The organism is Mesorhizobium sp. B2-1-3, assembly GCF_006442495.1.
Taxonomy (GTDB): Bacteria; Pseudomonadota; Alphaproteobacteria; order Rhizobiales; family Rhizobiaceae; genus Mesorhizobium.
Genome location: NZ_VFWL01000001.1, coordinates 508,908 through 530,910, shown reverse-complemented (window position 1 = coordinate 530,910; position 22,003 = coordinate 508,908). Strand labels below are relative to the sequence as shown.

General features: G+C 64.4%; 24 protein-coding genes. 10 read left to right on the top strand and 14 right to left on the bottom strand.

What is annotated here, in order from left to right; translation table 11 throughout:
• Nucleotides 1-112 precede the first annotated feature (112 nt).
• Entirely contained in the window at nucleotides 113-928 is an 816-nt protein-coding gene (locus FJ973_RS02770) for a thioredoxin family protein (RefSeq protein WP_140554794.1), read from the top strand.
• Between the two features lie 91 nt (nucleotides 929-1,019).
• On the opposite strand, the gene FJ973_RS02765 is transcribed toward FJ973_RS02770, so the two are convergent.
• The 6 genes from FJ973_RS02765 to FJ973_RS02740 form a co-directional block, all read right to left on the bottom strand.
• Entirely contained in the window at nucleotides 1,020-2,405 is a 1,386-nt protein-coding gene (locus FJ973_RS02765) for an FAD-binding oxidoreductase (protein ID WP_140554793.1), read from the bottom strand.
• 124 nt (nucleotides 2,406-2,529) lie between these two features.
• Nucleotides 2,530-3,642 carry an ABC transporter ATP-binding protein gene (locus tag FJ973_RS02760; RefSeq protein WP_140492243.1) on the bottom strand — a complete coding sequence of 371 codons (1,113 nt, stop codon included), beginning with the start codon at nucleotides 3,640-3,642 and terminating at the stop codon, nucleotides 2,530-2,532.
• Complete coding sequence (locus tag FJ973_RS02755; protein ID WP_140492241.1) at nucleotides 3,639-4,436, bottom strand: ABC transporter permease; 798 nt, start codon at nucleotides 4,434-4,436, stop codon at nucleotides 3,639-3,641. Before FJ973_RS02755 ends, FJ973_RS02760 begins: the two co-directional genes overlap by 4 nt.
• Entirely contained in the window at nucleotides 4,436-5,287 is an 852-nt protein-coding gene (locus FJ973_RS02750; RefSeq protein ID WP_140554792.1) for an ABC transporter permease, read from the bottom strand. Before FJ973_RS02750 ends, FJ973_RS02755 begins: the two co-directional genes overlap by 1 nt.
• A gap of 23 nt (nucleotides 5,288-5,310) precedes the next feature.
• Nucleotides 5,311-6,381 carry an extracellular solute-binding protein gene (locus FJ973_RS02745; RefSeq protein ID WP_181170856.1) on the bottom strand — a complete coding sequence of 357 codons (1,071 nt, stop codon included), beginning with the start codon at nucleotides 6,379-6,381 and terminating at the stop codon, nucleotides 5,311-5,313.
• Nucleotides 6,382-6,416: 35 nt separating this feature from the next.
• Nucleotides 6,417-7,079: an XRE family transcriptional regulator gene (locus FJ973_RS02740; RefSeq protein WP_140514019.1), complete on the bottom strand. Its 663-nt coding sequence runs from the start codon at nucleotides 7,077-7,079 to the stop codon at nucleotides 6,417-6,419.
• 537 nt (nucleotides 7,080-7,616) lie between these two features.
• Between FJ973_RS02740 and FJ973_RS02735 the strand changes: the two genes are divergently transcribed.
• Nucleotides 7,617-8,003, top strand: a complete 387-nt coding sequence (locus FJ973_RS02735; protein ID WP_140524596.1) for a DUF2794 domain-containing protein — start codon at nucleotides 7,617-7,619, stop codon at nucleotides 8,001-8,003.
• Nucleotides 8,004-8,054: 51 nt separating this feature from the next.
• On the opposite strand, the gene FJ973_RS02730 is transcribed toward FJ973_RS02735, so the two are convergent.
• The 4 genes from FJ973_RS02730 to FJ973_RS02715 all read right to left on the bottom strand — a co-directional run bounded on the left by FJ973_RS02730 (nucleotide 8,055) and on the right by FJ973_RS02715 (nucleotide 13,006).
• Nucleotides 8,055-8,624: a GNAT family N-acetyltransferase gene (locus FJ973_RS02730; RefSeq protein WP_140524595.1), complete on the bottom strand. Its 570-nt coding sequence runs from the start codon at nucleotides 8,622-8,624 to the stop codon at nucleotides 8,055-8,057.
• 123 nt (nucleotides 8,625-8,747) lie between these two features.
• Nucleotides 8,748-9,521 (bottom strand): Bax inhibitor-1/YccA family protein, encoded by a 774-nt coding sequence (locus FJ973_RS02725; RefSeq protein WP_140492223.1) that lies wholly within the window; start codon nucleotides 9,519-9,521, stop codon nucleotides 8,748-8,750.
• A 240-nt stretch (nucleotides 9,522-9,761) separates the two neighbouring features.
• A complete protein-coding gene (locus tag FJ973_RS02720; protein WP_140554790.1) occupies nucleotides 9,762-12,311 on the bottom strand; it encodes an ABC transporter permease in 2,550 nt (849 codons plus the stop codon).
• Nucleotides 12,311-13,006, bottom strand: a complete 696-nt coding sequence (locus tag FJ973_RS02715; protein ID WP_140492216.1) for an ABC transporter ATP-binding protein — start codon at nucleotides 13,004-13,006, stop codon at nucleotides 12,311-12,313. Before FJ973_RS02715 ends, FJ973_RS02720 begins: the two co-directional genes overlap by 1 nt.
• 82 nt (nucleotides 13,007-13,088) lie before the next feature.
• Between FJ973_RS02715 and FJ973_RS02710 the strand changes: the two genes are divergently transcribed.
• Together FJ973_RS02710 and thpR are read left to right on the top strand one after the other, a co-directional pair.
• Nucleotides 13,089-13,733: an arylesterase gene (locus tag FJ973_RS02710; protein WP_140524590.1), complete on the top strand. Its 645-nt coding sequence runs from the start codon at nucleotides 13,089-13,091 to the stop codon at nucleotides 13,731-13,733.
• 127 nt (nucleotides 13,734-13,860) lie between these two features.
• Nucleotides 13,861-14,457: an RNA 2',3'-cyclic phosphodiesterase gene (thpR, locus tag FJ973_RS02705; protein WP_140524588.1), complete on the top strand. Its 597-nt coding sequence runs from the start codon at nucleotides 13,861-13,863 to the stop codon at nucleotides 14,455-14,457.
• Here the strand turns inward: thpR and FJ973_RS02700 are convergent.
• Complete coding sequence (locus FJ973_RS02700) at nucleotides 14,361-14,879, bottom strand: low molecular weight protein-tyrosine-phosphatase (RefSeq protein ID WP_140524586.1); 519 nt, start codon at nucleotides 14,877-14,879, stop codon at nucleotides 14,361-14,363. The two genes, thpR and FJ973_RS02700, sit on opposite strands and share 97 nt — an antisense overlap.
• A 51-nt stretch (nucleotides 14,880-14,930) precedes the next feature.
• On the opposite strand from FJ973_RS02700, the gene FJ973_RS02695 reads away from it, so the two are divergent.
• From FJ973_RS02695 to FJ973_RS02685, 3 genes are all read left to right on the top strand, one after another.
• A complete protein-coding gene (locus FJ973_RS02695) occupies nucleotides 14,931-15,224 on the top strand; it encodes a 4a-hydroxytetrahydrobiopterin dehydratase (RefSeq protein ID WP_140554789.1) in 294 nt (97 codons plus the stop codon).
• Between the two features lie 426 nt (nucleotides 15,225-15,650).
• Entirely contained in the window at nucleotides 15,651-16,013 is a 363-nt protein-coding gene (locus tag FJ973_RS02690; RefSeq protein WP_140554788.1) for a YkvA family protein, read from the top strand.
• A 275-nt stretch (nucleotides 16,014-16,288) separates the two neighbouring features.
• Entirely contained in the window at nucleotides 16,289-16,792 is a 504-nt protein-coding gene (locus tag FJ973_RS02685; protein ID WP_140492199.1) for an invasion associated locus B family protein, read from the top strand.
• A 54-nt stretch (nucleotides 16,793-16,846) separates the two neighbouring features.
• On the opposite strand, the gene FJ973_RS02680 is transcribed toward FJ973_RS02685, so the two are convergent.
• Together FJ973_RS02680 and FJ973_RS02675 are read right to left on the bottom strand one after the other, a co-directional pair.
• A complete protein-coding gene (locus FJ973_RS02680; protein ID WP_140554787.1) occupies nucleotides 16,847-18,205 on the bottom strand; it encodes a chloride channel protein in 1,359 nt (452 codons plus the stop codon).
• 308 nt (nucleotides 18,206-18,513) lie between these two features.
• Nucleotides 18,514-18,813 (bottom strand): hypothetical protein, encoded by a 300-nt coding sequence (locus FJ973_RS02675; protein ID WP_140554786.1) that lies wholly within the window; start codon nucleotides 18,811-18,813, stop codon nucleotides 18,514-18,516.
• A gap of 266 nt (nucleotides 18,814-19,079) precedes the next feature.
• Between FJ973_RS02675 and rlmN the strand changes: the two genes are divergently transcribed.
• Genes rlmN through FJ973_RS02660 form a run of 3 tightly spaced genes read left to right on the top strand, consistent with a single transcriptional unit; the run spans nucleotide 19,080 to nucleotide 21,210 of the window.
• Nucleotides 19,080-20,315, top strand: a complete 1,236-nt coding sequence (gene rlmN / locus FJ973_RS02670) for a 23S rRNA (adenine(2503)-C(2))-methyltransferase RlmN (RefSeq protein WP_140554785.1) — start codon at nucleotides 19,080-19,082, stop codon at nucleotides 20,313-20,315.
• Nucleotides 20,312-20,761 (top strand): hypothetical protein, encoded by a 450-nt coding sequence (locus tag FJ973_RS02665; protein ID WP_140524580.1) that lies wholly within the window; start codon nucleotides 20,312-20,314, stop codon nucleotides 20,759-20,761. Before rlmN ends, FJ973_RS02665 begins: the two co-directional genes overlap by 4 nt.
• Nucleotides 20,758-21,210 carry a hypothetical protein gene (locus tag FJ973_RS02660; protein ID WP_140554784.1) on the top strand — a complete coding sequence of 151 codons (453 nt, stop codon included), beginning with the start codon at nucleotides 20,758-20,760 and terminating at the stop codon, nucleotides 21,208-21,210. The genes FJ973_RS02665 and FJ973_RS02660 overlap by 4 nt, the downstream gene beginning before the upstream one ends.
• A gap of 79 nt (nucleotides 21,211-21,289) precedes the next feature.
• Here FJ973_RS02660 and FJ973_RS02655 read toward each other — a convergent pair whose 3' ends face one another.
• Entirely contained in the window at nucleotides 21,290-21,931 is a 642-nt protein-coding gene (locus tag FJ973_RS02655) for a LysE family translocator (RefSeq protein WP_140492181.1), read from the bottom strand.
• Between the last annotated feature and the right edge of the window lie 72 nt (nucleotides 21,932-22,003).

Below are 22,003 nucleotides of genomic sequence, written 5' to 3'. Positions count from 1 at the left end.
CCCAGGCTTGCAATGGCAAAATTTCACCGCAACGTGACTTCCCGTTGACTTCCGGTTCTGCCACATATTTCAGCCAATCAAAACAAAGCCGGCATCACCGGCGGGAATTGGAATGGTCATGGCCTCGCGTAGATCATTGTGGCTGGCAGCGTTCGCGCTGGCCTTCTCGGCGTTTGCCGGTGCCGGGCACGCCGGCGAGTCCGGCAGGCTCCTGGCCGACAAGCCCCAGGGCGACAGGCCCGTGGGCGTGGTCGAGCTGTTCACCAGCCAAGGCTGCAGTTCCTGCCCGCCTGCCGACGCCTTCTTCTCCGAACTTGCCGCCAGGCAGGATCTTGTCGCGCTCTCCTATCACGTCGGCTACTGGGATTATCTCGGCTGGCGGGACACGCTGAGCAGCAAGGAAAACACCGAGCGGCAATATGAGTATATGCGGGCCTTCGGCAACCGCTCAGTCTATACGCCGCAGGCGGTCATCAACGGCCGGGTCCATGTGAACGGCGCCAATCGCGGCGAGGTCGATGGCCAACTCGCCCGCATGGCAAGGATCGGCGAAGACATGCGGGTCGCCATCAAGGTCAGCCGGACCAGCGACCGCGTCATGATCGATGCCGGCGATGGCGGGACCGGTCCCAGCGATGCTCATGTCGTCATCGTCTATTTCGAGCCGCCGCAGACGGTCACGATCGGCCAGGGCGAGAACACGGGCCGCAAGATGACCTATTGGAACGCGGTGACCGGCATCCAGACAGCGGGCATCTGGCACGGCAAGGCGCAGCGCTACGAATTGCCGATGAGTGAGATTTCCAAGAAGGGCGGCTGCGCCGTGCTTTTGCAGTCCGTCGGCAAGGACGGCCTGCCAGGGCCCATCCTGGGCGCCGCCTTCATTCACCGCCCCGGTTCCGATGCGCCGTTCGATCGAAGGCTCTGAGGCGCGCCGCCGAAAACGGAAATGATGCGACGCGCTGTCGGTCTCCATTCATGCCTGTCGACCAAACGGAATCGCGTTTGAGTGACCTGCCTCAATGGCCGGTCAGGCGATCAGCGAAAGCGGCGAGGCGCGACGTCCGCCCCAGGCCGTTTGCCTCCCGCCGGTCGGCGATGCGGTAGAGCTGGTACATGGCGTGTACGCCGAGCCAGCGCAGCGGCTCCGGCTCCCATTTCTTCACCGTGCGGTTGACCCAAGGCAACCGGGTCAGCTCCGTGTCATGTCCGAGCACCAGGTCGCGCAAGGTGCGGCCGGACAGGTTCGAACTGGAAACGCCGAGCCCGACATAGCCGCCGGCCCAGCCCATGCCGCTTTCGCGATCGAAGCCGCACGTCGTGCACCAGTCGCGCGGCACGCCGAGCGTGCCGCACCAGGCATGGTCGAGCCGCACGCCTTTGGTCTGCGGCAGCAGCCTGGTCAGGATCTCGTGCAGCTGGTCGATGGTCGCCTGTTGTGTCTTGCCGCGCGTGTCGGTGCGCGATCCGAAGCGGTAGGGCACGCCCCGGCCGCCCATGGCGATCCGGCCTTCCCGCGTGCGCTGCGCATAGCAGTAGGTATGCGCGGCATCGCCCAGCACCTCGTAGCCGCTCCAGCCGATTTCGTCCCAGAGCTTCTGCGGCAGCTTCTCGGTCACCACGATGGCGCTGTTCAGCGGCAGCCAGAGACGCTCGTAGCCGGCAATGCCGGCGGTGAAGCCCTCGGTGGCGCGCACGATCTTTTCGGCGCGCACGACGCCGCGGTCGGTGGTGACCTTGCCCTTCTCGAGCGCCAGCACCTGCGTCTGCTCGTAGATCGGAACGCCGAGCCGCGCGACCGCCGCCGCCAGACCCTGCACCAGCTTGGCCGGCTGCACGCGCGCGACGTCGCGCACGACGAAGGCGCCCAATACATTGTCGATGGCGATGCGCTCGCGCGCTTCCTGCGCACCGAGGAAGGCCAACCGCTCCGGCGGCATTTCCCAGTGCCGGGCCTCTTCGTACTCGGCTTTGGCGCGCTCAAGCTGCGCGGCGTTGGTGGCGACGGTGATGTTGTCGACGCGGCGGATGTCGGCGTCGATCCCTTCGGCAGCGGCAATCGCGATCACCTCGTCGACCGTGCCGGACATGGCGCGCTGCATGTCGATCACCGCCCCGCGCGAGGAGGTTTTTGCATATTTCTCGCGCGACCAGCTGAAGCCGCCGGACAGCCATCCGCCATTGCGGCCCGAGGCACCGAAGCCGGCGAACTCCTTTTCGACGATGGCGATGCGCAGCGCGGGCTCCGCCTTCTTCAGATAGTAGGCCGTCCACAGTCCGGTATAGCCGGCGCCGACGATGCAGACATCGGCCTCGATGTCGCCGGGCAAGGGTGGGCGGCTGGCCGGCGGGCCACCTATGTCGGCATACCAGAACGACACGTCGCCATTGCGCTGGGCTTGCATCTTGTGATCCGTTCTCCGTGCGATTCCAGGAAAAGTGTGGAGCGGTTTCCCGTCCGGAACTGCGTTCAAAACCAAGAGAGGAGGCGGCCCGTCGTTTTCCATGGAAAGGCGAGGCCGCTTTGTTTCAGGTAAGCGTCAGGTCGGCCTTGTCGTCATCGGCGAGCAGTTTCACGTCGCCGCCGGCGAAGAGCACGTCGACCTCGTCTCCAATGGCAAAGGTGTCCGCCTCGAGCGTCGAGCGCACGATGGCTTTCGAGCCGTCGGCGAGCTCCACCTCGTATTTGGAACCGGAGCCGAGATAGATGGCCTCGCCGATACGCCCGGCGAGCCGGTTGCGGCCATCCCCGCCGCCGCCGCGACGCGCAAGCGCCAGCTTTTCGGGGCGCAGCAGCATCACCGGCTTGCCGCCATTGGCGAGACGCTTGGCGGTCGCCACTCTCTGGCCTGATATCTCGATCGCCGTCTCCTTGCCGGAAGTGGCGGCGGGGCCGCGCAGCACGGTAGAATCGCCGATGAACTTGCCGACGAAAAGCGTCGCCGGCTCGTCGTAGAGTTCGCGGCCGGTGCCGATCTGCTCGATGCCGCCGCGGTTGAACACGGCGATGCGGTCGGAGAGCACCAACGCCTCCTCCTGGTCGTGCGTCACATAGACGAAGGTGGTGCCGAGTTCGCGGTGGATGCGCTTGATCTCGAGCTGCAGCCATTCGCGCAGTTTCTTGTCCAGCGCGCCGAGCGGCTCGTCCATCAGCAGCAGCGGCGGATCGAAGACGATGGCGCGGGCCAGCGCCACGCGCTGCTGCTGGCCGCCCGAAAGCTCGCTTGGAAAGCGATGGCCGAAATCGGCCATCTTGACCATGTCGAGCGCGTGGCGGACGCGGCGTTCGCGTTCTGCCCCGGTGACGCCGCGCAGCTTCAGCGGATAGGCGACATTGCGGCCGACCGTCATGTGCGGGAACAGTGCATAGTGCTGGAACACCACGCCGATGTTGCGCTTGTGCGCCGGCACGCCGACCACGCTCTTTTCCCCGACCAGCAGCTTGCCGCTGGTCAGGTCGGTAAAGCCGGCGATCACGTTCAGCGTCGTCGTCTTGCCTGAGCCGCTCGGGCCGAGCAGCGTCATGAATTCACCCGGCTCGATTCGCAGCGACACGCCGTCGAGCGCCTTGAAGGAACCATAGGCCTTGCTTACCGACTCCAGGTCGATCGCCGCACCGCGATTTTCCGCTTTCTGATTCATAAGCCTCCCTTCCGCTCACGGCCAAGAAGCAGCATGCCGCCGCCGATCAGCAGTGTCGTTGCGCATAAGAGGATCGTGCCGACGGCCGCGACCGTCGGATCGGCGTCGCGCGTGATGGAAGCGAAGATCTGCACCGGCAACGTCTTGAGATAGGGATTGGTGATGAACAGCGACACGACGATCTCGTCGAAGGAGGTGGCGAAGGCGAACAGCAGGCCTGACAGTACCCCGGGGGCAATCAGCGGCAGCGTCACCGTGCGGAACGTGGTGAGCGAACCTGCGCCCAGGCTCGCCGCGGCTGTCTCCAGCCGCTTGTCGAACACTTCGAGATTGGCCGAAACGGCGATCAGCACGAAAGGCAGCGCAAGGATGGTGTGGGCCAGAACGAAGCCGAGCAGCGTGCCGACAAGCCGCGTGTCGAGATAGACGGCGTAGATGCCGATGGCCAGGACCACGCCCGGCACCACCATCGGCGTCAGCATCAGCATGCGCAGGAGGTTTGCCGGCCGCGCCTGCATGCGGTCGAGGCCGAAGGCGGCAAGGGTGCCGAGCACCGTTGCCAGAACCGCAACGATCGATGCGACCTTCAGTGAGTTGAGGAAGCTGGTCGACCAATCCGGATTGGTGACAAAATTTTCGTACCATTGCCAGGAGAAGCCCTGGGGTGGAAATGCCAGCGATTTGTTCTCGTTGAATGACATCGGCACCACGACGAGCGTCGGTGCCACCAGCCATATGGCTACCAGCAGGCAGACAAGACCCAGCATGACGCGGGTAAGCGGCTTCATCTCCATCAGGGCCGCCCCGCTTGCCGATGGCTGGACCGCATCACGGGCGCGGCAAGCGCCAGCAGCACGAAGGTCGTGACGAGCAGCACCACGCCCATGGCCCCGCCCCTGCCCCATTGCAGGAGGCTGAGCACCTGTGTCTGCACCAGCGTCGACAGCATCGTCGAGCGCGGTCCGTGCGTGATGTAGAAGCCGAGCGCCAGGATGAAGACGATGATCGCGCCGGCATAGACGCCAGGCAGCGACAGCGGCAGATACACCGTGAGGAACGCGCGCGAGGGTCTCGCCCCGAGGCTCCGCGCGGCTTGCATCAGCCTGAGATCGATGCCTTTCATGACCGAATAGAGCGGCAGGATCATGAAAGGCAAAAGCACCTGCGCCATGCCAATGACCACGCCCGTCTGGGTGCGGATCAGCCTGATGCCGCCGAACCCGAGCGCCCGCAGGATCGAGTTGGTAACCCCCGAATCCTGCAGCAGTATCACCCAGGACAAAGTGCGCACCACGCCGCTTACCCAAAACGGGATCAGCACACAGAGCAGCAGCACCAAGCGCACGCGTGGTCGGACCGCGGTCATCAGATAGGCATAGGGATAGGCGCAAACCACGCAGACCAGCGTGACCCATGCTGAAATGAGGAAGGTCCGCCGGAGCACGGCTAGGTTGATGGGCGCGCCGAAGAACCAGATATAGTTCTGTAGGCCCCACTGCGGCTCCGACAGGCTGCGCACGACGATGGTGAGCAGCGGATAGCCAATCACCGCGAAGAGCAGGACCAGCGCCGGCAGCGCGAGCGCGAACGGCCGCCATGCCCGGCGCCTTTCGGCGGCCGGAATGGCTGGCTGGGACGCGCTCACGGCTTTTGGTCTCCCTCAGCCGGTCAGTTGCCGGACATCAGCGCGGACCACTTCTCCTGCGCCACCGCGAAGTTCGGGACCCAGAACTTGAAGTTCTGCTTGTAGCCCTGCTTCTGGCGTTCGGGCGTGTTGGTCAGGAAAGCGGAGACGGAAGCGTCGACCTTGGGCTGCGCTTCACTGTTGATCGGCGTGTAAGACGTTTGCTCCGTCAACACCTCCTGCGCGTGCTTGCCAAGATAGGCGTTGAGCAGCGCGTAGGATGCCTCCGTGTCCTTGGCGCCGACGGGGATCGTCATCTGATCCATCACCACCAGCCAGTCCTGCCAGGCCGGTGCGTATTTGGCGCCGTTCTTGACCGCGGTCATGGCGCGGCCTGTCCACATCATCAGCATGTCGGCCTCGCCGGATTCGGCGAGTTGCTGCGATTCTGCACCCGTCTTCCAGAAGATGGTATCGGGGCCGAGCTTGCGAACCACATCGATGGCCTTGTCGATATCGGCCACCGTCATCGCCTTGGGGTCCCCGCCGGCAACCTTGAACGCCTGTTCCAGCAAGCCACCGGTCGGGCTGCCGGAGCCGTCGATTCCGCGCACGCCGGGGAATTTCTGCGTGTCGAAGAAGTCGGCCCAGCTCTTGGGCGGATTGTCCTTGTACTTTTCGGTGTTGTACATCAGCACGACGCCGTAGTTCATCGCCGGCACCGAGCACTCGCCGACCTGGCCCTCGGGAATTTTCGAGACGTCGAGTTTGGTGAAGTCCAGCTTCTGGAACAGTTTGCCGCAATAGACATAAGGCGGCAGATCGTCGGTATCGACAACGTCCCATGTCACATTGCCGGACTCGACCTGCGCCTGCAGCTTGGCGATCTCGGTCGGGCCGTCATTGAGCAGCTTGACGCCCGACTTGTCCCCGAACTCCTTGAGCGCTGCCGCCTGGCCGTCCTGGTAGATGCCGCCATAGGACACGAAAGTCAGGGTCTTGCCCTTCAGCGAGCCTTCGGCCACCTCTCCGGCAACCGGCTTCGATTGCGCGAGCGCGGCCGTCGCCGCCAGAAGCACGCCCAGGCACGCCGCATGTGCAAATTTCACTCTCATGTTCAACTCTCCCATTCCAGAGCTCGCATTTGTTCTCATTCACCCGGATGCGAGCGGTTTCCGGTCCTGTACTGATCGAGTTCCAGCGCGCCGGCGGTCGGCGGCGCGATGATCCAGAGCACCTCCGCCGGTGTGTCGCCGACATTGACCGTGCGGTGCGGCACCGAGGTCGCGTATTCGACGCTGTCGCCTTCGCGCATCAGATGGCGCTCGTCGGCAAGCGTCAGTTCGACGGTTCCCTTGAGCACCATGAACATCTCATGCTCGCCGCCATGCACATAGGCGTCGTCGCCGGTCGAGCCGCCGACCTCGAAATGCCCCGCATAAACCTCGAACTGATGGATCGGCCGCCGCGACAAAAGCATCTTGCGGCCTCGCACGCCGACGGGAACGACAGGCCGTTCCTCGCGCCTCAGCACCTTGTGCAACGGACGGCTGCTGCCCTCGAACAGGTCGTTGATGCCGAGATCGAGAGCGGCGGCGATCCTGAGCAGCGTGCCTGTGTTGGCGCCGCACAGATTGCGCTCGAGCTGGCTGATGAAGCTCGCCGTCGTGCCGGTCATGTCGGCCAACCGGCGCAGCGAGACGCGCCTTGCCATGCGCAGCGCCTTGATGCGGGGACCGACGCCGCCGGCCTCAGGGGTGGCCGCGACCGTACCATTCACCTCTTTCGCCGTGGAGTCCGATATGCGTGGCATTGCCGCTCCCGTTTCACTTAACACCTTATTAAGTGGTGATGGCGTTGGCAAGCGCGGACGGCATGCCAAGATTTCGGCGCCCATCGATCCTGCCGGTCGCACCGGATCGGGCTGAAAACCGTCCATACGGCGGGAAATCCGCATTAGCGGCGACCCAGGCATGAAAAAACCGACGTCAGCTTGCTTCTGACGTCGGTCATTTAGGTTTTGGGATCGTCGCACCCGGTCTTTCCGAGGAAAAACCGAGGTTGGTTCGATCCGACGCAGACCCGTGGGCGGGGGGCTTGGGGTTTACGAGCCGGTGCCGGACCGAACCGTCTCAGGCAACGCCGGTAAATTCGTCGGACATTGGGGCATGAGCGCGGATAAAAAATGGCGAGAATGTGGCGGAGCATCACCAATTCCAACATGTCGTTTGCAAACGTGACTGGACGCGACGGAAATGGCGCGGGTCCGCACCGCTTCGCCGGCACTTGCAATTCGATGGCGAAAGCGCCAACTTTGGTTGGCAAAGATTCATTTTTGAAGGATCGAGGCATGACCGATCACGGCGGCGGGACGGAGGATGGCGACGCATCCGCGATACTGATCCCGCTCCACGAGGCACGCCGTGCGCGCCTCGACCAGCCGGTGCGCTTCGAGCGGCGCGAACTGGACCAGATCCTGAAACTCTACGGGCGCATGGTTGCCGCCAATGAATGGCGCGACTACGCTATCGATCATCTCACCGACAGGGCCGTGTTTTCAGTGTTCCGCCGGGCCAGCGAGGTGCCGCTGTTCCAGATCGTCAAGGACCCGAAACTGGCACGCAAACAAGGCGCCTTCGCCGTCATCGCCGCGGGCGGCCGTATCCTCAAGCGCGGGCAGGAGCTTGGCCGTGTGCTCGGCGTCTTCGACAACAAGCTGAAGCTGGTCGAGGCCTGAACCGCGGCGCAATTGCTCGGTTGACCTCAGTCTTGGCGCTCATCTAAGCCCTTATTTTTCTTGACGGAATTTCCGTTCCGGCAATGATTCCGGATCCGGCGGAGCCGAGGCCCCGCCGTTCAGCGCCAGTTGCATGAACACGGTGTCCAGCCAGCGTCCGTGCTTGTAGCCGGAGCCTTCAAGGCGGCCGGAATGACGAAAGCCGAGCTTTTCGTGCAGCTTGACGGAAGCGCTGTCGGGATGGCCATCGCCGATCACAGCGACGATCTGGCGAAAGCCCGCCGCCTCGGCGGCCGCGATCAGGCTTTGCATCAGTTTGAGGCCGACACCCTGGCCCTTGGCATCAGGCGCGACATAGACGGAGTCCTCGACGACAAAGCGATAGGCCGGGCGCGGCCGGAAGGGACCGGCATAGGCATAGCCGAGCACGGCGCCATCCTTTTCCGCCACAAGGTAGGGGAAGCCGCCGGCCTGGAGCGTGTCGAATCGCATGCCCATTTCGGCGCGCCCCGGCGGCTCCAGCTCGTAGCTCGCCGTGCCGCGGGTCACAGCGTCGGCATAGATTTGCGTAATGGTGTCGAGGTCGGCCGCGCGCGCGGCCCGTATAACGATAGTGCTCATTCTTTATGCAGGCCTCTTTGTCTGCCTGCAATAACAGCAAAGGTCGGCGCAAAAGAAAAGGGCGGCCGTTGGGCCGCCCCTCCAAACCCGATGGTCCAGTCAGACCATGACGCGGACCAGCCCTTAGCGGCGGTCGCCCATGAACTGGAGCAGGAACATGAACAGGTTGATGAAGTCGAGATAGAGCGTCAGCGCTCCCATGATGGCCTTGCGGCCGGCAACGTCGGAAGCGTCGCCCTCGAAATACATCTCCTTGATCTTCTGCGTGTCGTAGGCGGTGAGGCCGGCGAAGACCAGCACGCCGATCGCCGAGACGGCGAAGGACAGCGCCGACGACTGCAGGAAGATGTTGATCACCATCGCGATGATGATGCCGAACACGCCCATGATCAGGAACGAGCCCATCGCCGTCAGGTCGCGCTTGGTCGTGTAGCCGAACAGCGACAGCGCGCCGAAGGCCGCGGCGGTGGCGAAGAAGGTCTGCGAGATGCTGGCGGTGGTGTAGACCAGGAAGATCGACGACAGCGACAGGCCGACTAGGCCCGCATAGACCCAGAACGTCGTCTGCGCCGCCGACACGCTCATCGACTGGACGCGGAACGACAGGAACAGAACGGCGGCCAGCGGGGCCAGCATCACCAGCCAGCGCAGCGGCGAGCCGAAGATCGCGTAGCCGAACGAGGTCAGCATCTCGCCGCTCGGCAGCGTCGCGACAGCCGAGGCCGGATCGGTGGTTGTGGCCAGCATGATCGTGCCGACGGCGGCAAGACCAGTGATGAGGAGACCAAGCCCCATCAAATTGTAGACCTTGATCATATAGGCGCGCAGGCCCTGATCGATGTCGACGGCGGCGCCGGGCACGGCGCGCGTCTGATAGTTGCGAATGGGTTCAGCCATTGTGGTCCTCTATTGCTTCTGCCCCGTCCGGTGTCGGGTCCACCCGGACCCAGGCGCCGCTGGCGGGACTCCAGCATGCCTGCGGCGAAATATGATGGTTATTCGCGTCAAGAACAAGACCGTAACCGGGTGTAATGCTTCGTGAGGCACGCATGGCGCGGTTTTCCAGCCCTTTGGCCGCGAAACATTACGTCGATTTAACCAAATGACGGCCGTCGGCGGGGTGGAACCAATACGGACTCAGAGGTTTCGCAGCACGGGCGCTGCCTTGTGGCCGAGCACCCGCCAGGTGCCGGCGAGACCGATGCCGACGGTGATGACCAGCGCAAAGAGAATGGTCGCCACCGCCACTTCCGGCATGAAATGCGACGGCAATGTCATGATGCGGGCGACGACGAACCATGCGGCGGCACTGCCGGCGGCGAGCGCGAAGACCGCCGTGGCGAGGCCGATCAGCATGTATTCGAGCGAGAAGGCCGATATCAGCGTCAGCCGCGTCGCACCGAGCGTCTTCAGCACCACCGCGTCATGGATGCGCGCCCGGTTGCCGGCGGCGAGCGCGCCGGCCAGCACCAGCACCGACGCGATCAGTGCCACGCCGGCCGCCGCCCTGATCGCCGCGCCGAGCTGTCCGACCAGCCGGTTGACGATGTCGAGCGCGTCCTTGACGCGCACCGTGGTGACTGCCGGGAAGGCGCGGGTGACGGCATTGAGGATGCGGGCGTCATCAGCCGCGGTGGCGCTCTTTTCGGTCAGCGTCGCCACCCAGCCATGCGGCGCGCCGGCAAATGTGTTGGGCGAGAACACCATGACGAAGTTGATGCCCATCGTCTCCCATTCGACCTGGCGGAAATTGGCGATCCTGGCCGTGACATTGCGGCCGAGCACGTTGACGGTGACGGTATCGCCGAGCTTCAGCCCGATTTCCTTGCCTTCCTTGTCGGAAAACGAGACGAGCGGCTCGCCGGTATAATCGGCCGGCCACCAGCTGCCCTCGGTCAGCGTCGCGTTGTCCGGCTGCTTGGCCTCATAGGTCAGGCCGCGATCGCCGCGCAGCACCCAAGCGCCCTCCGCCGGTACCTTGACCTTGTCGACGGCAACGCCGTTCAGCGCCATCACCCGGCCGCGCAGCATTGGCACCTTGGCAAGCGTCCCCTGCGGGGCCTCCTTGCTGATCAGACTGGAGAAGCCGTCGACATCGCTGCTCTGGATATCGACGAAGAAGAAGTTCGGCGCCCGCTCCGGCAGGCTGCCGGAGATCTGCCGCCGCAGATTGCCGTCGATCAGCGCCAGCGTCACCAGCAGCGTCAGCCCAAGCCCCAGCGACAGCACCACCGACGGCGTCAGCGCGCCCGGCCGATGGATGTTGCCGACGGCGAGCCTGAGCGCCACGAAGCGCACGCGCGGGCACTTCCTTGCCGCCCATTGCACAAGCGCGCCGACCAGGCGCAGCACCAGGAAGGCGAAGATGGTGGCTCCGACGAAAATCGAAGCGATGCGCTGGTCGCCCGAAAACAGGATGGCGAGCGCTGCAAGAAGCACTGCGATGCCGAGCGCCGAAACGACATAGACAGGGCGTGGAAAACCGCGGCCTTCCAGTCCCATCTCGCGGAACAGCGCGGTCGCCGGCACATCGCGGGCGCGACCGAGCGGCAGCAGCGCGAAGGCCAGCGTCACCAGCAGTCCGAACAGCGCTGCCATGCCGAGAGCGCCGGGATAAAAGCCGCCTTGCGCCGGCACCGGAACGACCGACTGAAGTGCGGCGCTCGCGGCAAAGGGCATCAGTGCGCCGAGCACCAGACCTGCGGCGACGCCGAGGGCCGCGATCATCAGGATCTGCACGAGGTAAACGGCAAAGACGAAGCCGCCCGATGCGCCCAGGCTCTTGAAGGTGGCGATGACGCCGCGCTTGCCGTCGAGATAGGCGCGCACCGCGTTGGCGACGCCGACGCCGCCGACCACCAGCGCCGTCAGCCCGACCAGGGTCAGGAATTGCGAAAAGCGTTCGATGTTGGAAGAGAGCGCCGGGGCCGCATTGCTGCGCGTGCGGATCGACCAGCCGGACTCCGGGAAATCCTTGGCAGCCTTGTCCTGGATGGCCTTGAGCCGCGCCTCGTCGGCGTCGGCGGCCAGCCGAATCTTGTAGGAATTCTCGACGAGGCTGCCCGGCTGAACCAGCCCTGTCGCGACCAGGCCCTCGGTCGAGATCATCAGGCGCGGCGCGAAACCGAAACCTTCGGACACGGCATCGGGCTCGGTGACCAGCCTGGCGCGCAGTTCGAAGGTGGCGGTTCCGAGCTTCAGCCGATCGCCGAGCTTCACATGCAGCCGCTCGAACAGCAGGTCGGGCGCGGCCGCGCCGAAAACACCGAACTGTTCGCCAAACAGTTCCTGCTTCGTCAGCGCCGGCTCGGTTTCCAGCGCACCGTAAAGCGGATAGGCCTCGTCGACGGCCTTGGCCTCGACCAGCGCCTGATCGGAGCCGTCGGCAAGCCGCGCCATCGAACGCATGCTGGCGGTTCTCGACACCGTGCCCAGCCCATCGAGGAAGCCGCGTTCGGCTTCGCTTGCGTCGCGCTGGTTAAGCTGGAAGCGCAGATCGCCGCCAAGCAGCGTCTGGCCCTGGTTGGCGACGCCGCCACTGATCGAGCGGGCCACGGAATTCACGCCGCCGATCGCTGCGACGCCGAGCGCGATGCAGGCAAGGAAGATCAGGAAACCGGACAGGCCGCCGCGCATCTCGCGCAAGGAGAAGCGGACGGCGAGCTTCAACGTCCGCGCCGGTGACATCAGGCGATGGCCTTGGTCGGCGCCGGTGCCTCGATCCTGCCGGAGCGCATGGAGACCTGGCGCGAACAGCGCGCCGCGAGCGCCTGGTCATGCGTGACCAGCACCAGAGTCATGCCGCGCTCGGCCGCCTTGGCGAACAAAAGGTCGGCGACCTGCTTGCCGGTTGCCTGGTCGAGATTGCCGGTCGGCTCGTCGGCGATGAGGATGCGCGGCGATGGCGCAAGCGCCCGGGCGATCGCGACGCGCTGCTGCTCGCCGCCCGAAAGTTCGCCGGGATAGTGCGTCACGCGGTCGCTCAGACCGACGGCCGCCAGCTCGCGTTCCGCCACCGAGAACGGATCGGCATGACCGGCCAGCTCCAGCGGCACGGCGACATTTTCGAGCGCCGTCATATTGGGGATGAGATGGAAGGACTGGAACACGATGCCGATGTTTCGCCCCCGAAACGATGCGATCTGATCCTCGCTCTTGCCGTTGAGCAGCTCGCCGGCGATTCGTACCGTGCCCGAATCGACCCTTTCCAGACCTGCGAGAACCATGAGCAGCGTCGACTTGCCCGACCCCGACGGTCCAACGATGCCGGTCGCCTCGCCGCGCGCCACATCGAGGCTGACGCCCTTCAGCACATGGACGGACGAGGCGCCTTCGCCCAATGTCAGCGATACGTCTTTCAGCTCGATGACGGCTTCTGTCAAAATGAAAGCGTCCTATATGGAGATGAGGGCTCCGCCTGCGGGCCGTCGCCGGAAGAATTCTCTGTCATATGGGACCTGCCGCATGTCTTTCCAACGCAGAATTGCCGCAGGCCTGATCGTTTTCCTCGCCATTTGCGGCGCCATCTCGTCGGCACGCGCCGAGCCTTTCGAGATCGTCGGTTTCGGTGACAGCCTGATGGCCGGCTACGGCCTCGGACCCGACGAGGGTTTTACCGACAGGCTGCAGGCGGCGCTGCGCGCCAGGGGCAGGGATGTAACCGTCGCCAATGCCGGCGTTTCCGGCGACACCTCCAGCGGCGGGCTGGCGCGGCTCGACTGGTCGGTGCCGGACGGCACGCAGCTTGTCATCCTCGAACTCGGCGCCAACGACATGCTGCGCGGCGTTTCGCCCGACATCACCCGCAAGAACCTGGATACGATGCTGGCCAAGTTGAAAGAGCGCAAGATCGCCGTTCTGCTGGCCGGCATGCGCGCAGCGCCCAATCTCGGCGCCGACTATCAGAACGCCTTCGACGCCATCTTCCCGGAACTGGCTGCAAAATACGGCGTTACCTTGTACCCGTTCTTTCTCGACGGCGTAGCCGGCCAGTCCGCCCTGCAGCTTGAGGATGGCTTGCATCCGAACGCCAAGGGGGTCGCCCAGATGGTCGAGCGCATCCTGCCTGCGGTCGAGAAGGCCATCGCGGCGGCGCCGGGAGGATCGTAAGACGGGATAGGCCCTTTCCGTTGGGGAAATCTTTTTGACGAGACCTGTGACCAACAAACCTCTTGCCCCGCTTGATTATCGATGATTCGCTGGGGGCACAGTTCGATTCGAGGAAGGGAGGCTCTTCATGCCGCGTCTTTTCACCGCCCTCGAAATTCCGCGTGACGCCGCCCTTTCGCTGTCCCTGCTCAGGGGCGGCCTGCCCGGGGCCCGCTGGATCGACGTCGAGAACTATCATCTGACGCTGCGCTTCATCGGCGATGTCGAAGGCCATGTCGCCGACGAGATCGCCAACGCGCTCGACCGCGTCCACCGCCCCTCCTTCCCGCTGACGCTGTCGGGCGTCGGCGCTTTCGGCCAGAAGAAACCGCATGCCGTATGGGCCGGGGTCTCTGCCTCGCCGGATCTCTCGGCGCTTCAGGCTGAAATCGAGCGCATCTGCCAGCGGCTCGGCATTCCGGCCGATCCGCGCAAGTTCATGCCGCATGTCACACTGGCCCGCCTGCGCAATTCGAGCCCGCTGGACGTCGCCCAATATCTTTCGGCGCGCGGCAATTTTTCGACCTTGCCGTTCCGCATCAGCCGGTTCGTCTTGATGTCGTCGCGCGATTCGGTCGGCGGCGGCCCCTACATCGTCGAGGAAGCCTGGCCGTTGTCGGGCGCCGATACGCGCGCGGCAAGCCGCGTCGCCAGCGCCTCCGACGCTTCGCGGATCATGCGGTAGACCTCGGCGAAGGCTTCCTCGCCGTCGTGATAGGGATCCGGAACGTCTCGCGCCTTTCCCTGCGCAAATTCCAGGAACAGGTGGATGCGGTCGCGCACGCCGGCGGGCGCCAGCGTCTTCAGGTCGGCGACGTTCGACCTGTCCATGCCGAAGATCAGGTCGAAACGCGAGAAATCCTCGGGCGCGATCTTGCGTGCCCGCAGTTCCGATATGTCGATGCCGTGGCGCGACGCGATGGCGATCGAACGCCGATCGGGGGCGGAGCCCGCCTCCCAGTCGCTGGTTGCGGCTGAATCGAGCACTATGTCCCGGCCCAGTCCACGTTCCGTCAGCACGGAACGAAGCACGCCTTCCGCCAGCGGCGAACGGCAGATGTTGCCCAGGCAGACGAACAGAATGGATTTTATGGGCTTCGTGCTCATCGATCCGGCGCTATGGTGAAAGTCATCTTCGAAATAGCACAGGAACCGGACATGACGAGAGAGAAACTTGGCAAGGAAGCCATCGTCGCGGCGCTGACAGACCTCGAAGGCTGGTCGCTGGCTGCGGATGGCGCTTCCATCAAACGGACGTTCACCTTCAGGAATTTCTCCGAAGCCTTCGCCTTCATGACCCGCGTCGCGCTTGCGGCCGAGAAGATGGACCATCATCCCGACTGGTCGAATGTCTACAAAACCGTCGACGTGACGCTGAACACGCACGATGCCGGCGGAGTCACGGCGCTTGACATCGAGTTGGCGAAGAAAATGGACCGCTTTGCTGGCTAGGGTAATTCATAGGTGCGGCAACCCCGGCTTCGTCAGCCACGGGCGGAGCGGGAGCGAAGCGGACGCGCAGACCCGAGGATCCATGCCGCGACGTTGACCAAGGGGTGCAGTCGAGCAGAATTCAGCACCGCTGCGTCGCTCTTGAGTCGCGGCATGGATTCTAGGGTCTGCGCCGCGTCGCTTCGCTCCTGGCTTCGCCCTAGAATGACGACGGGAGGGGCGTTTGCCGCCGAACTCCAAGGGAGGACGACTGCCACCGGAGTGTCCGCTAGGCCGGCATCACCTGATCCGCAGGACAGCACGGTAAAGACTGATCCGATTTTCAGGCCAGCGATCTCCCAAGCTCTTGCAGCAAGCGTCGGGTTTCACCACATTTTGCCCCGCGGCCATGCGCAGGCAAGCGCATGAGCCCGCAAGGAGAAATTGATGGCGCAAAAATCCGGTTTTGATTTCTTCGGCTTTGGCGACAGGCTGGGCGGTGAGGGCGAGGTGCGCGAGAAATTCTGGCGCACGGCCAAGAGGGCCGCGCGGCAGATCCCGTTCATGGAAGATGTCGTCGCGGCCTATTACTGCGCCATGGACAAGAACACGCCGCTGCGCGCAAAAGGCATCCTGGTGGCGGCACTCGGTTATTTCGTCCTGCCGGTGGATATGGTCCCCGACTTCATCCTCGGCCTCGGCTTCACCGACGATATCGCCGTGCTCACCGCCGCGATCACCGCCGTCAGCGCCCATATCACGCCGGCGCACCGGCAGGCCGCCAAGGACGCCATATCGGACAAGGGCTGAGCCCTGGAACCGGCCTTCGCGCGCGCTGGACACCAGCGTTCAGAGGGCTTGTGGAAAAGTCAAACTCTTGCCGCTTTCATGCCCTCCAAGTCGCCGAAGGGACATCGCGCCAGCCGCTTGAAAGGCGGCGGCGCGAAGACGGCGGCGGTTTCCTGGGGTGAGCGTCCTTTTCTCAGAGGTAATTCACCGTTTGGTAACCCAGATTAAATCAAAATGAAGCGACGGCAGGACGCCACGCGGCCCGCCTCCGCACCATTTGGAATACGGGAAAAACGATGCGCGGATTGATTGCTACAGTTTCGAGCCTGGTCCTGGTGGCCTTCGCAGCGCCGGCGATGGCGCAGCAGGCGACCAAGATCGGCCAGCACAATGCCTGGGGCACCTACAGCTACCAGGCATCGGGCGGCAAGGTCTGCTATGTCCTCACCGTGCCGACCGACAAGCAGCCGCCGACGCTCGACCATGGCGACATGTTCTTCTTCGTCAGCCAGCGGCCCGGCCAGCAGGTGTCCTACGAGCCGCAATTCATCGCCGGCTACACCTTCCAGGAAAACTCCAAGGCCACCGTCACCATCGACAAGAAGACGTTTTCGATGTTCACGCGCGGCAAGTCGGCCTGGGTCGAGAACGCCGCCGAGGAGCCGGTGCTGATCGCCGCCATGAAATCCGGCACCGACATGAAGGTGCAGGCCAAGTCCGGCCGCGGCAACACCACCTCCTACGTCTTCTCGCTGAAAGGCATCTCGGCGGCGCTGTCGTCGATCGCCAACTGCAAATAGTCGAAATTTCGCTTTGAACAGAGAGGCCGGACCGCTGGGTCCGGCCTTTGTTTTTCACGCAGGACCCGGTTCCGGCGCCGCCTCCGCCGCCCTGCGCCTGCGGATGGCTTCCGCGATGAAGACGCGCGACAGCGCATGATAGAGCGGCTCGCGCGAGATCATGCGCGCCGTGCCGTAGCCCAGCATCGAGGCCAGCATCAGCGCGATGACATTGTCGTGATTGCCGGTCATCTCCAGGATGATGACGAAGGCCGTCATCGGCGCCTGCACGACGCCGGCGAAATAACCGGCCATGCCGAGCAACGCGGCCGCACCCGTGCTGGCGCCGAAGACGAGGCCGAGCGAGCTGCCGATGCCGGCGCCGACCGAAAGCGAAGGCGCAAAGATGCCGCCCGGAATGCCTGAGACCATTGACAGCAGCCCGGCAAGGAACTTCTCGGCGAAGAAGAACCAGGGCAGCGGCGTGCCTTCAACGGCGCCGCGCGCCTGCGCGTAGCCGGTGCCGAAGGTCAGGCCGCCCGAGGCGATGCCGATCGCCGCCACGCCGAGCCCGCAGATGGCGGCGACCAGCAGGACGCGCCGCAAGGGCTGCCCCGTGTTCCAGCGCCGGATCCGGCGCGTCGCCTTCAGCGCCAGGAGCGAGAACAGCGCGCCGAAGCCGCCGCCGATAACGCCGCAGGCAATGACAAGCGGCCACTCGGCGGCAAACGAGATTGTCTCCTTCGAGACGCCGAAATAGGTGTAGTTGCCAAGCAGGCCGAGCGAGGCGATGCCGGCCAGGATCACCGCCGTCAGCACCAGTCCATTGGTCCGCGCTTCGTAGGTGCGGCCCATTTCCTCGATGGCGAAGACGATGCCGGCCAGCGGCGTGTTGAAGGCGGCTGCGATGCCTGCGGCGGAGCCGGCCAGGATCAGGCCGCGCGCCTGCGCCATGCCGCCCCAGCGTGCCGCCTGCAGCATCAACGACGCGCCGACCTGCACGGTCGGTCCCTCACGGCCGATCGAAGCGCCGCAGAACAGGCCGACCAGGGTGAGCGCGATCTTGCCCGCGACCAGCTTCAGCGACAGGATGTGGCCACGGTCGTCGTCGTCGCGCAGATGCCGCGCCGCGATCGCCTGCGGAATGCCGCTGCCTTGCGAGCCCGGGAAGAAGGCTTGCGCCAGCCAGGCACACAGCACGAAGCCGAGCGGCGTGATCGCCAAAGGTAGGTAGAAGCGCCAGCCGCCGTCATCGCCGGTCATGGCATGGAACAGCACCTGCGCCTTGTCGGCGAGCACCGCGAACAGCACGCTGATCACGCCGATGCAGATCGCGCCGGCCCAGAACACCAGCCGCGGCTGCCACACCCGGCGAGAGCCCCACATCGCGCGCGAACGCCGCAGCAAGGGGTATTTTCGCACTGTACCGGCCATGTCTGTCCTCTCGACGGAGCCCCAGCCCTAACACAGGCATGGCCTCGATCAAGCGTTCGCATCAAACGTGAAATGGAAGACGGACGTGGAGCAAAAGTCCATGGCTGCGGTTTGGCACCATGAACAAGGAACCATGAGTTATGCCGGTTCGGCGCAATGATCGTCGTTTCCGCATTGATCGTGAGACACCCTCAACACCGACAGGTGGATATCTCGACCTGCGTGTGCTGGAGTGGTCTGCGGGAACAAGGCTCGGATGGGCTCCCGCCGACCTTCGAGCCGGCGGGAATATCGATCGACGGCAGGCCTCACATGGCCATTTTTTCGCATTCCGCCTGAGCCTTCTTGGTCGACGTGTCGATCATGAAGGCTTTGCCCTTGGCGTCGGTCATCATCATCATGCAGTGCTTGATCGGCTTTGCCATCTTCATCATCTCGGCACTCATTTTCGCGTCCGGCGTCATGGTGCCCATATGCCCGTCCGGCATGATTGCCGTGACTTGCCCTGCCTTCATCATTGTCATTGTGCCCATCGCGTCTTCGGCAAATGCCTGCGAGGCGGAAAGGCCGACGAAGCTGGCAATGACGGCGAGCTTGATAGAGTTCATCGTGCATACTCCCATTTGTCGGGGCATGGTTGCCCCATTCAGGGTTCGAACGCGCGGTGAGAACCGTTACTTCAACACGATCAAGTGATCCGTTTTCGGGCGAAAAGCACGGACCGCAGGTCTGACCGGCCGGCGCATCTGTCAATCGGTCGGCGCACGGATCGCCTCGCCATCGCATGACTCCGCCGCCAAGCTGTGCTATGGGCCGCGCTTCATATCGGGCCGACGGATGAAATCGGCCGCAAACCGCTTATATCAGTGCAACCATGACCCTTTCATTCGACCTGACCGCCGAAGGCGCCCGTGACGCGTTGCGTGCCCGCGCGACACAGCCGGAAAAGCCGTCGCTGATCGGCCTGACGCGCGCCGAACTGGGCGAGGCGCTCGTCGCGTCCGGCATCGTGCCGGAGCGCCAGGCAAAAATGCGTGCACAGCAGCTCTGGCACTGGATGTATGTGCGCGGCGTCTCCGATTTCGCCGGCATGTTCAACATTTCCAAGGATCTGCGCGCCGAACTCGACAGGCATTTCACGGTGGCGCGGCCCGAGATCGTCGAGGAGCAGGTCTCCGCCGACGGCACGCGCAAATGGCTGTTCCGCTTCCCGCCGCGCGGCGCCGGTCGCCCGGTCGAGATCGAGACTGTCTACATCCCCGAGGAAGGCCGCGGCACGCTCTGCATCTCCTCGCAGGTCGGCTGCACGCTGACCTGCTCCTTCTGCCACACGGGCACGCAGAAGCTGGTGCGCAACCTGACTGCCGAGGAAATCCTCGCCCAGTTGCTCACCGCGCGCGACCGGCTCGGCGATTTCCCCGACCGCGACACGCCCGACGGCGCCATCGTGCCGGCCGAGGGCCGCAAAGTGTCCAACATCGTCATGATGGGTATGGGCGAGCCGCTCTACAATTTCGAGGCGGTCAAGAAGGCGCTGCTGATTGCTTCCGACGGCGACGGCCTTTCGCTGTCGAAGCGCCGCATCACGCTGTCGACCTCAGGCGTGGTGCCGGAGATTTTCCGCACCGGCGAGGAGATCGGCGTCATGCTCGCCATCTCGCTGCACGCCACCAATGACGATCTGCGCGACCTTCTGGTGCCGATCAACAAGAAATATCCGCTCAAGGAGCTGATCGCCGCCTGCCGCGCCTATCCCGGCCTGTCGAACGCCAGGCGCATCACCTTCGAATATGTGATGCTGAAGGACGTCAACGATTCCCTCGACGACGCCAAGGCGCTGGTCAAGCTGCTCAGGGGCATTCCGGCCAAGATCAACCTGATCCCGTTCAACCCCTGGCCCGGCACCAACTACCAGTGCTCGGACTGGGAGACGATCGAGAAATTCGCCGACTACATAAATAACGCCGGCTATGCGTCGCCAATCCGCACGCCGCGCGGCCGCGACATCCTCGCCGCCTGCGGCCAGCTCAAGTCGGAATCGGAGCGCATGCGCAAGGTCGACCGGCTGGCGCTGGAAGCCATGATGATCGCGGGGCACGGCGAGGCGTGAGGCGTCTCGTCGCCGGGCTCAAGCGCTTCGTCATCATAGCAGTCGGCTATATCGCCGCCGTGCTGACCTCGATCCTGGTGCCTGTGCTGCTGATCGCTCTTCTGGAAGGGCTCGAATATGGCACCTGGTCCATCGTTTTCGCGTTCGACTGGCTGGTTTCCTTCCCGCTCGCGGTAGTGACAGTGGCGGTCTGCGCGTTGTTGATCGTCGGCCCCGCGATCTTCATGGCCGAACGCTTGTCGCTTCGGGGGTGGTTCTACTTCGCGGCCACGGGCGCGATCACGTCCATCGCATTCGGGGTTCTTGTCCCGGGCTCGGCCGGAGGGTTTGTTTTCAACCCGGGCTTTCTCGGCTTCCTGGCCACCGCCGGCATTGCCGCCGGTTCGGTCTACTGGTTTCTGGCCGGGCGCAAGTCCGGCCATCCCATGCGCCGGGATCCGCAATGACCCGCCTCGTCGCCTATATCGTGCGCCTTGCCGTCATCCTGTTCGGCTATGCCGTCGCCGCGCTGGCGGCGAGCGCGTTCCTTAATGTCCTGTTCCTGGCCTCGCTCGGCTACACGCTGGCGCATGCGGAGCCGGCGGCGACCGCCTCGCTCTATTTCTCGATCCCCTTCGTCGCGCTGTTTGCCGCCTATTTCGCCTTCATGCCGGCGGCCCTCGCGATTCTGATCGCCGAGATCCTCGGCCGGCGCGATTGGCTGTTCTATGCGCTGGCCGGTGCGATCGTCGCCGCCGTCTTCCTCGGCTTCGCCGACCAGATGGGCGATACGCCATTCGCCATCACCGAGCCGCGCGCCATGGCCGCCGTCATCGGCGGCGGCATGGTCGGGGGCATTTTCTATTGGCTCAGCGCCGGGCGCTGGGCCGGAAGCTGGTGGAAAGCCGAACCCTGACCTCGAACCGAGCGCCCGCGTAAGCAGGGAGCTTTGCTGACCTCCGGTTCGGAAGAGATCAGCAGCGAACAGCAAAATCCTACTTCGCCTGGGCAGTCAGGATTTTGAGCGCGAACGCGGAAAACACGCCGGCGAAGAGATAGTCGACCACCCGCGTCACGCGCGGGCTGGCCTTCATCGCCGCCGAGAATTTCTCCGCCGCCAGCACCATCGGTGTCGTCACCGGGGTCGACAGCACGACGAACATGGCGCCGAGGAAGAACAGCTTTCCCGGCGCGTGCGGATCATGCGCCGAGACGAATTGCGGCAGGAAGGTCATGAAGAACAGGATGATCTTCGGGTTGAGCAGGTTGACGCCCAGCCCCACCATCCAGCTCCGGAACAGCGAGATTTGCGGGCCCGTCTTCTTCTCCGGCGAGAAGGCCGAACCCTTGGTGATCGCCTGCCAGGCCAGGAAGACGAGATAGCCGGCGCCGAAGATCTTCAGCACGAAGAAGGCCATCGGCGAGGCGACGATCAGCGCCGAGACGCCGACCACCACCAGCGTGGTGTGGATCAGCGTGCCGCACAGCGCCCCCGCCATCGAGGCGAAGCCTGCGGCGCGGCCCTGGCTCAGCGTGCGCGAGACGAACAGCGTCATGTCCGGCCCCGGCGTGATCGCCAGGATGACCGTGGCGATGGCGAACTGGATCAGCGTTGCGGTGTCGGGAATGAAGGACATGGTAGGCCCGTTGACTTTCGATACGCAGCTATAATGAACGGGGCCTGCCGTTGCCAGCGGCTGTGCGACGGA

Excerpts from the sequence above, each read along its gene's own strand:
- FJ973_RS02740 (WP_140514019.1), bottom strand. The coding sequence starts at position 7,079 with ATGCCACGCATATCGGACTCCACGGCGAAAGAGGTGAATGGTACGGTC.
- FJ973_RS02675 (WP_140554786.1), bottom strand. The coding sequence starts at position 18,813 with ATGAACTCTATCAAGCTCGCCGTCATTGCCAGCTTCGTCGGCCTTTCC.
- FJ973_RS02685 (WP_140492199.1), top strand. The coding sequence starts at position 16,289 with ATGCGCGGATTGATTGCTACAGTTTCGAGCCTGGTCCTGGTGGCCTTC.
- FJ973_RS02745 (WP_181170856.1), bottom strand. The coding sequence starts at position 6,381 with ATGAGAGTGAAATTTGCACATGCGGCGTGCCTGGGCGTGCTTCTGGCG.
- FJ973_RS02655 (WP_140492181.1), bottom strand. The coding sequence starts at position 21,931 with ATGTCCTTCATTCCCGACACCGCAACGCTGATCCAGTTCGCCATCGCC.
- FJ973_RS02660 (WP_140554784.1), top strand. The coding sequence starts at position 20,758 with ATGACCCGCCTCGTCGCCTATATCGTGCGCCTTGCCGTCATCCTGTTC.
- FJ973_RS02710 (WP_140524590.1), top strand. The coding sequence starts at position 13,089 with ATGTCTTTCCAACGCAGAATTGCCGCAGGCCTGATCGTTTTCCTCGCC.
- FJ973_RS02730 (WP_140524595.1), bottom strand. The coding sequence starts at position 8,624 with ATGAGCACTATCGTTATACGGGCCGCGCGCGCGGCCGACCTCGACACC.
- rlmN (WP_140554785.1), top strand. The coding sequence starts at position 19,080 with ATGACCCTTTCATTCGACCTGACCGCCGAAGGCGCCCGTGACGCGTTG.
- FJ973_RS02725 (WP_140492223.1), bottom strand. The coding sequence starts at position 9,521 with ATGGCTGAACCCATTCGCAACTATCAGACGCGCGCCGTGCCCGGCGCC.
- FJ973_RS02770 (WP_140554794.1), top strand. The coding sequence starts at position 113 with ATGGTCATGGCCTCGCGTAGATCATTGTGGCTGGCAGCGTTCGCGCTG.
- FJ973_RS02700 (WP_140524586.1), bottom strand. The coding sequence starts at position 14,879 with ATGAGCACGAAGCCCATAAAATCCATTCTGTTCGTCTGCCTGGGCAAC.
- FJ973_RS02735 (WP_140524596.1), top strand. The coding sequence starts at position 7,617 with ATGACCGATCACGGCGGCGGGACGGAGGATGGCGACGCATCCGCGATA.
- FJ973_RS02680 (WP_140554787.1), bottom strand. The coding sequence starts at position 18,205 with ATGGCCGGTACAGTGCGAAAATACCCCTTGCTGCGGCGTTCGCGCGCG.
- FJ973_RS02695 (WP_140554789.1), top strand. The coding sequence starts at position 14,931 with ATGACGAGAGAGAAACTTGGCAAGGAAGCCATCGTCGCGGCGCTGACA.
- thpR (WP_140524588.1), top strand. The coding sequence starts at position 13,861 with ATGCCGCGTCTTTTCACCGCCCTCGAAATTCCGCGTGACGCCGCCCTT.
- FJ973_RS02760 (WP_140492243.1), bottom strand. The coding sequence starts at position 3,642 with ATGAATCAGAAAGCGGAAAATCGCGGTGCGGCGATCGACCTGGAGTCG.
- FJ973_RS02720 (WP_140554790.1), bottom strand. The coding sequence starts at position 12,311 with ATGTCACCGGCGCGGACGTTGAAGCTCGCCGTCCGCTTCTCCTTGCGC.
- FJ973_RS02755 (WP_140492241.1), bottom strand. The coding sequence starts at position 4,436 with ATGGAGATGAAGCCGCTTACCCGCGTCATGCTGGGTCTTGTCTGCCTG.
- FJ973_RS02690 (WP_140554788.1), top strand. The coding sequence starts at position 15,651 with ATGGCGCAAAAATCCGGTTTTGATTTCTTCGGCTTTGGCGACAGGCTG.
- FJ973_RS02765 (WP_140554793.1), bottom strand. The coding sequence starts at position 2,405 with ATGCAAGCCCAGCGCAATGGCGACGTGTCGTTCTGGTATGCCGACATA.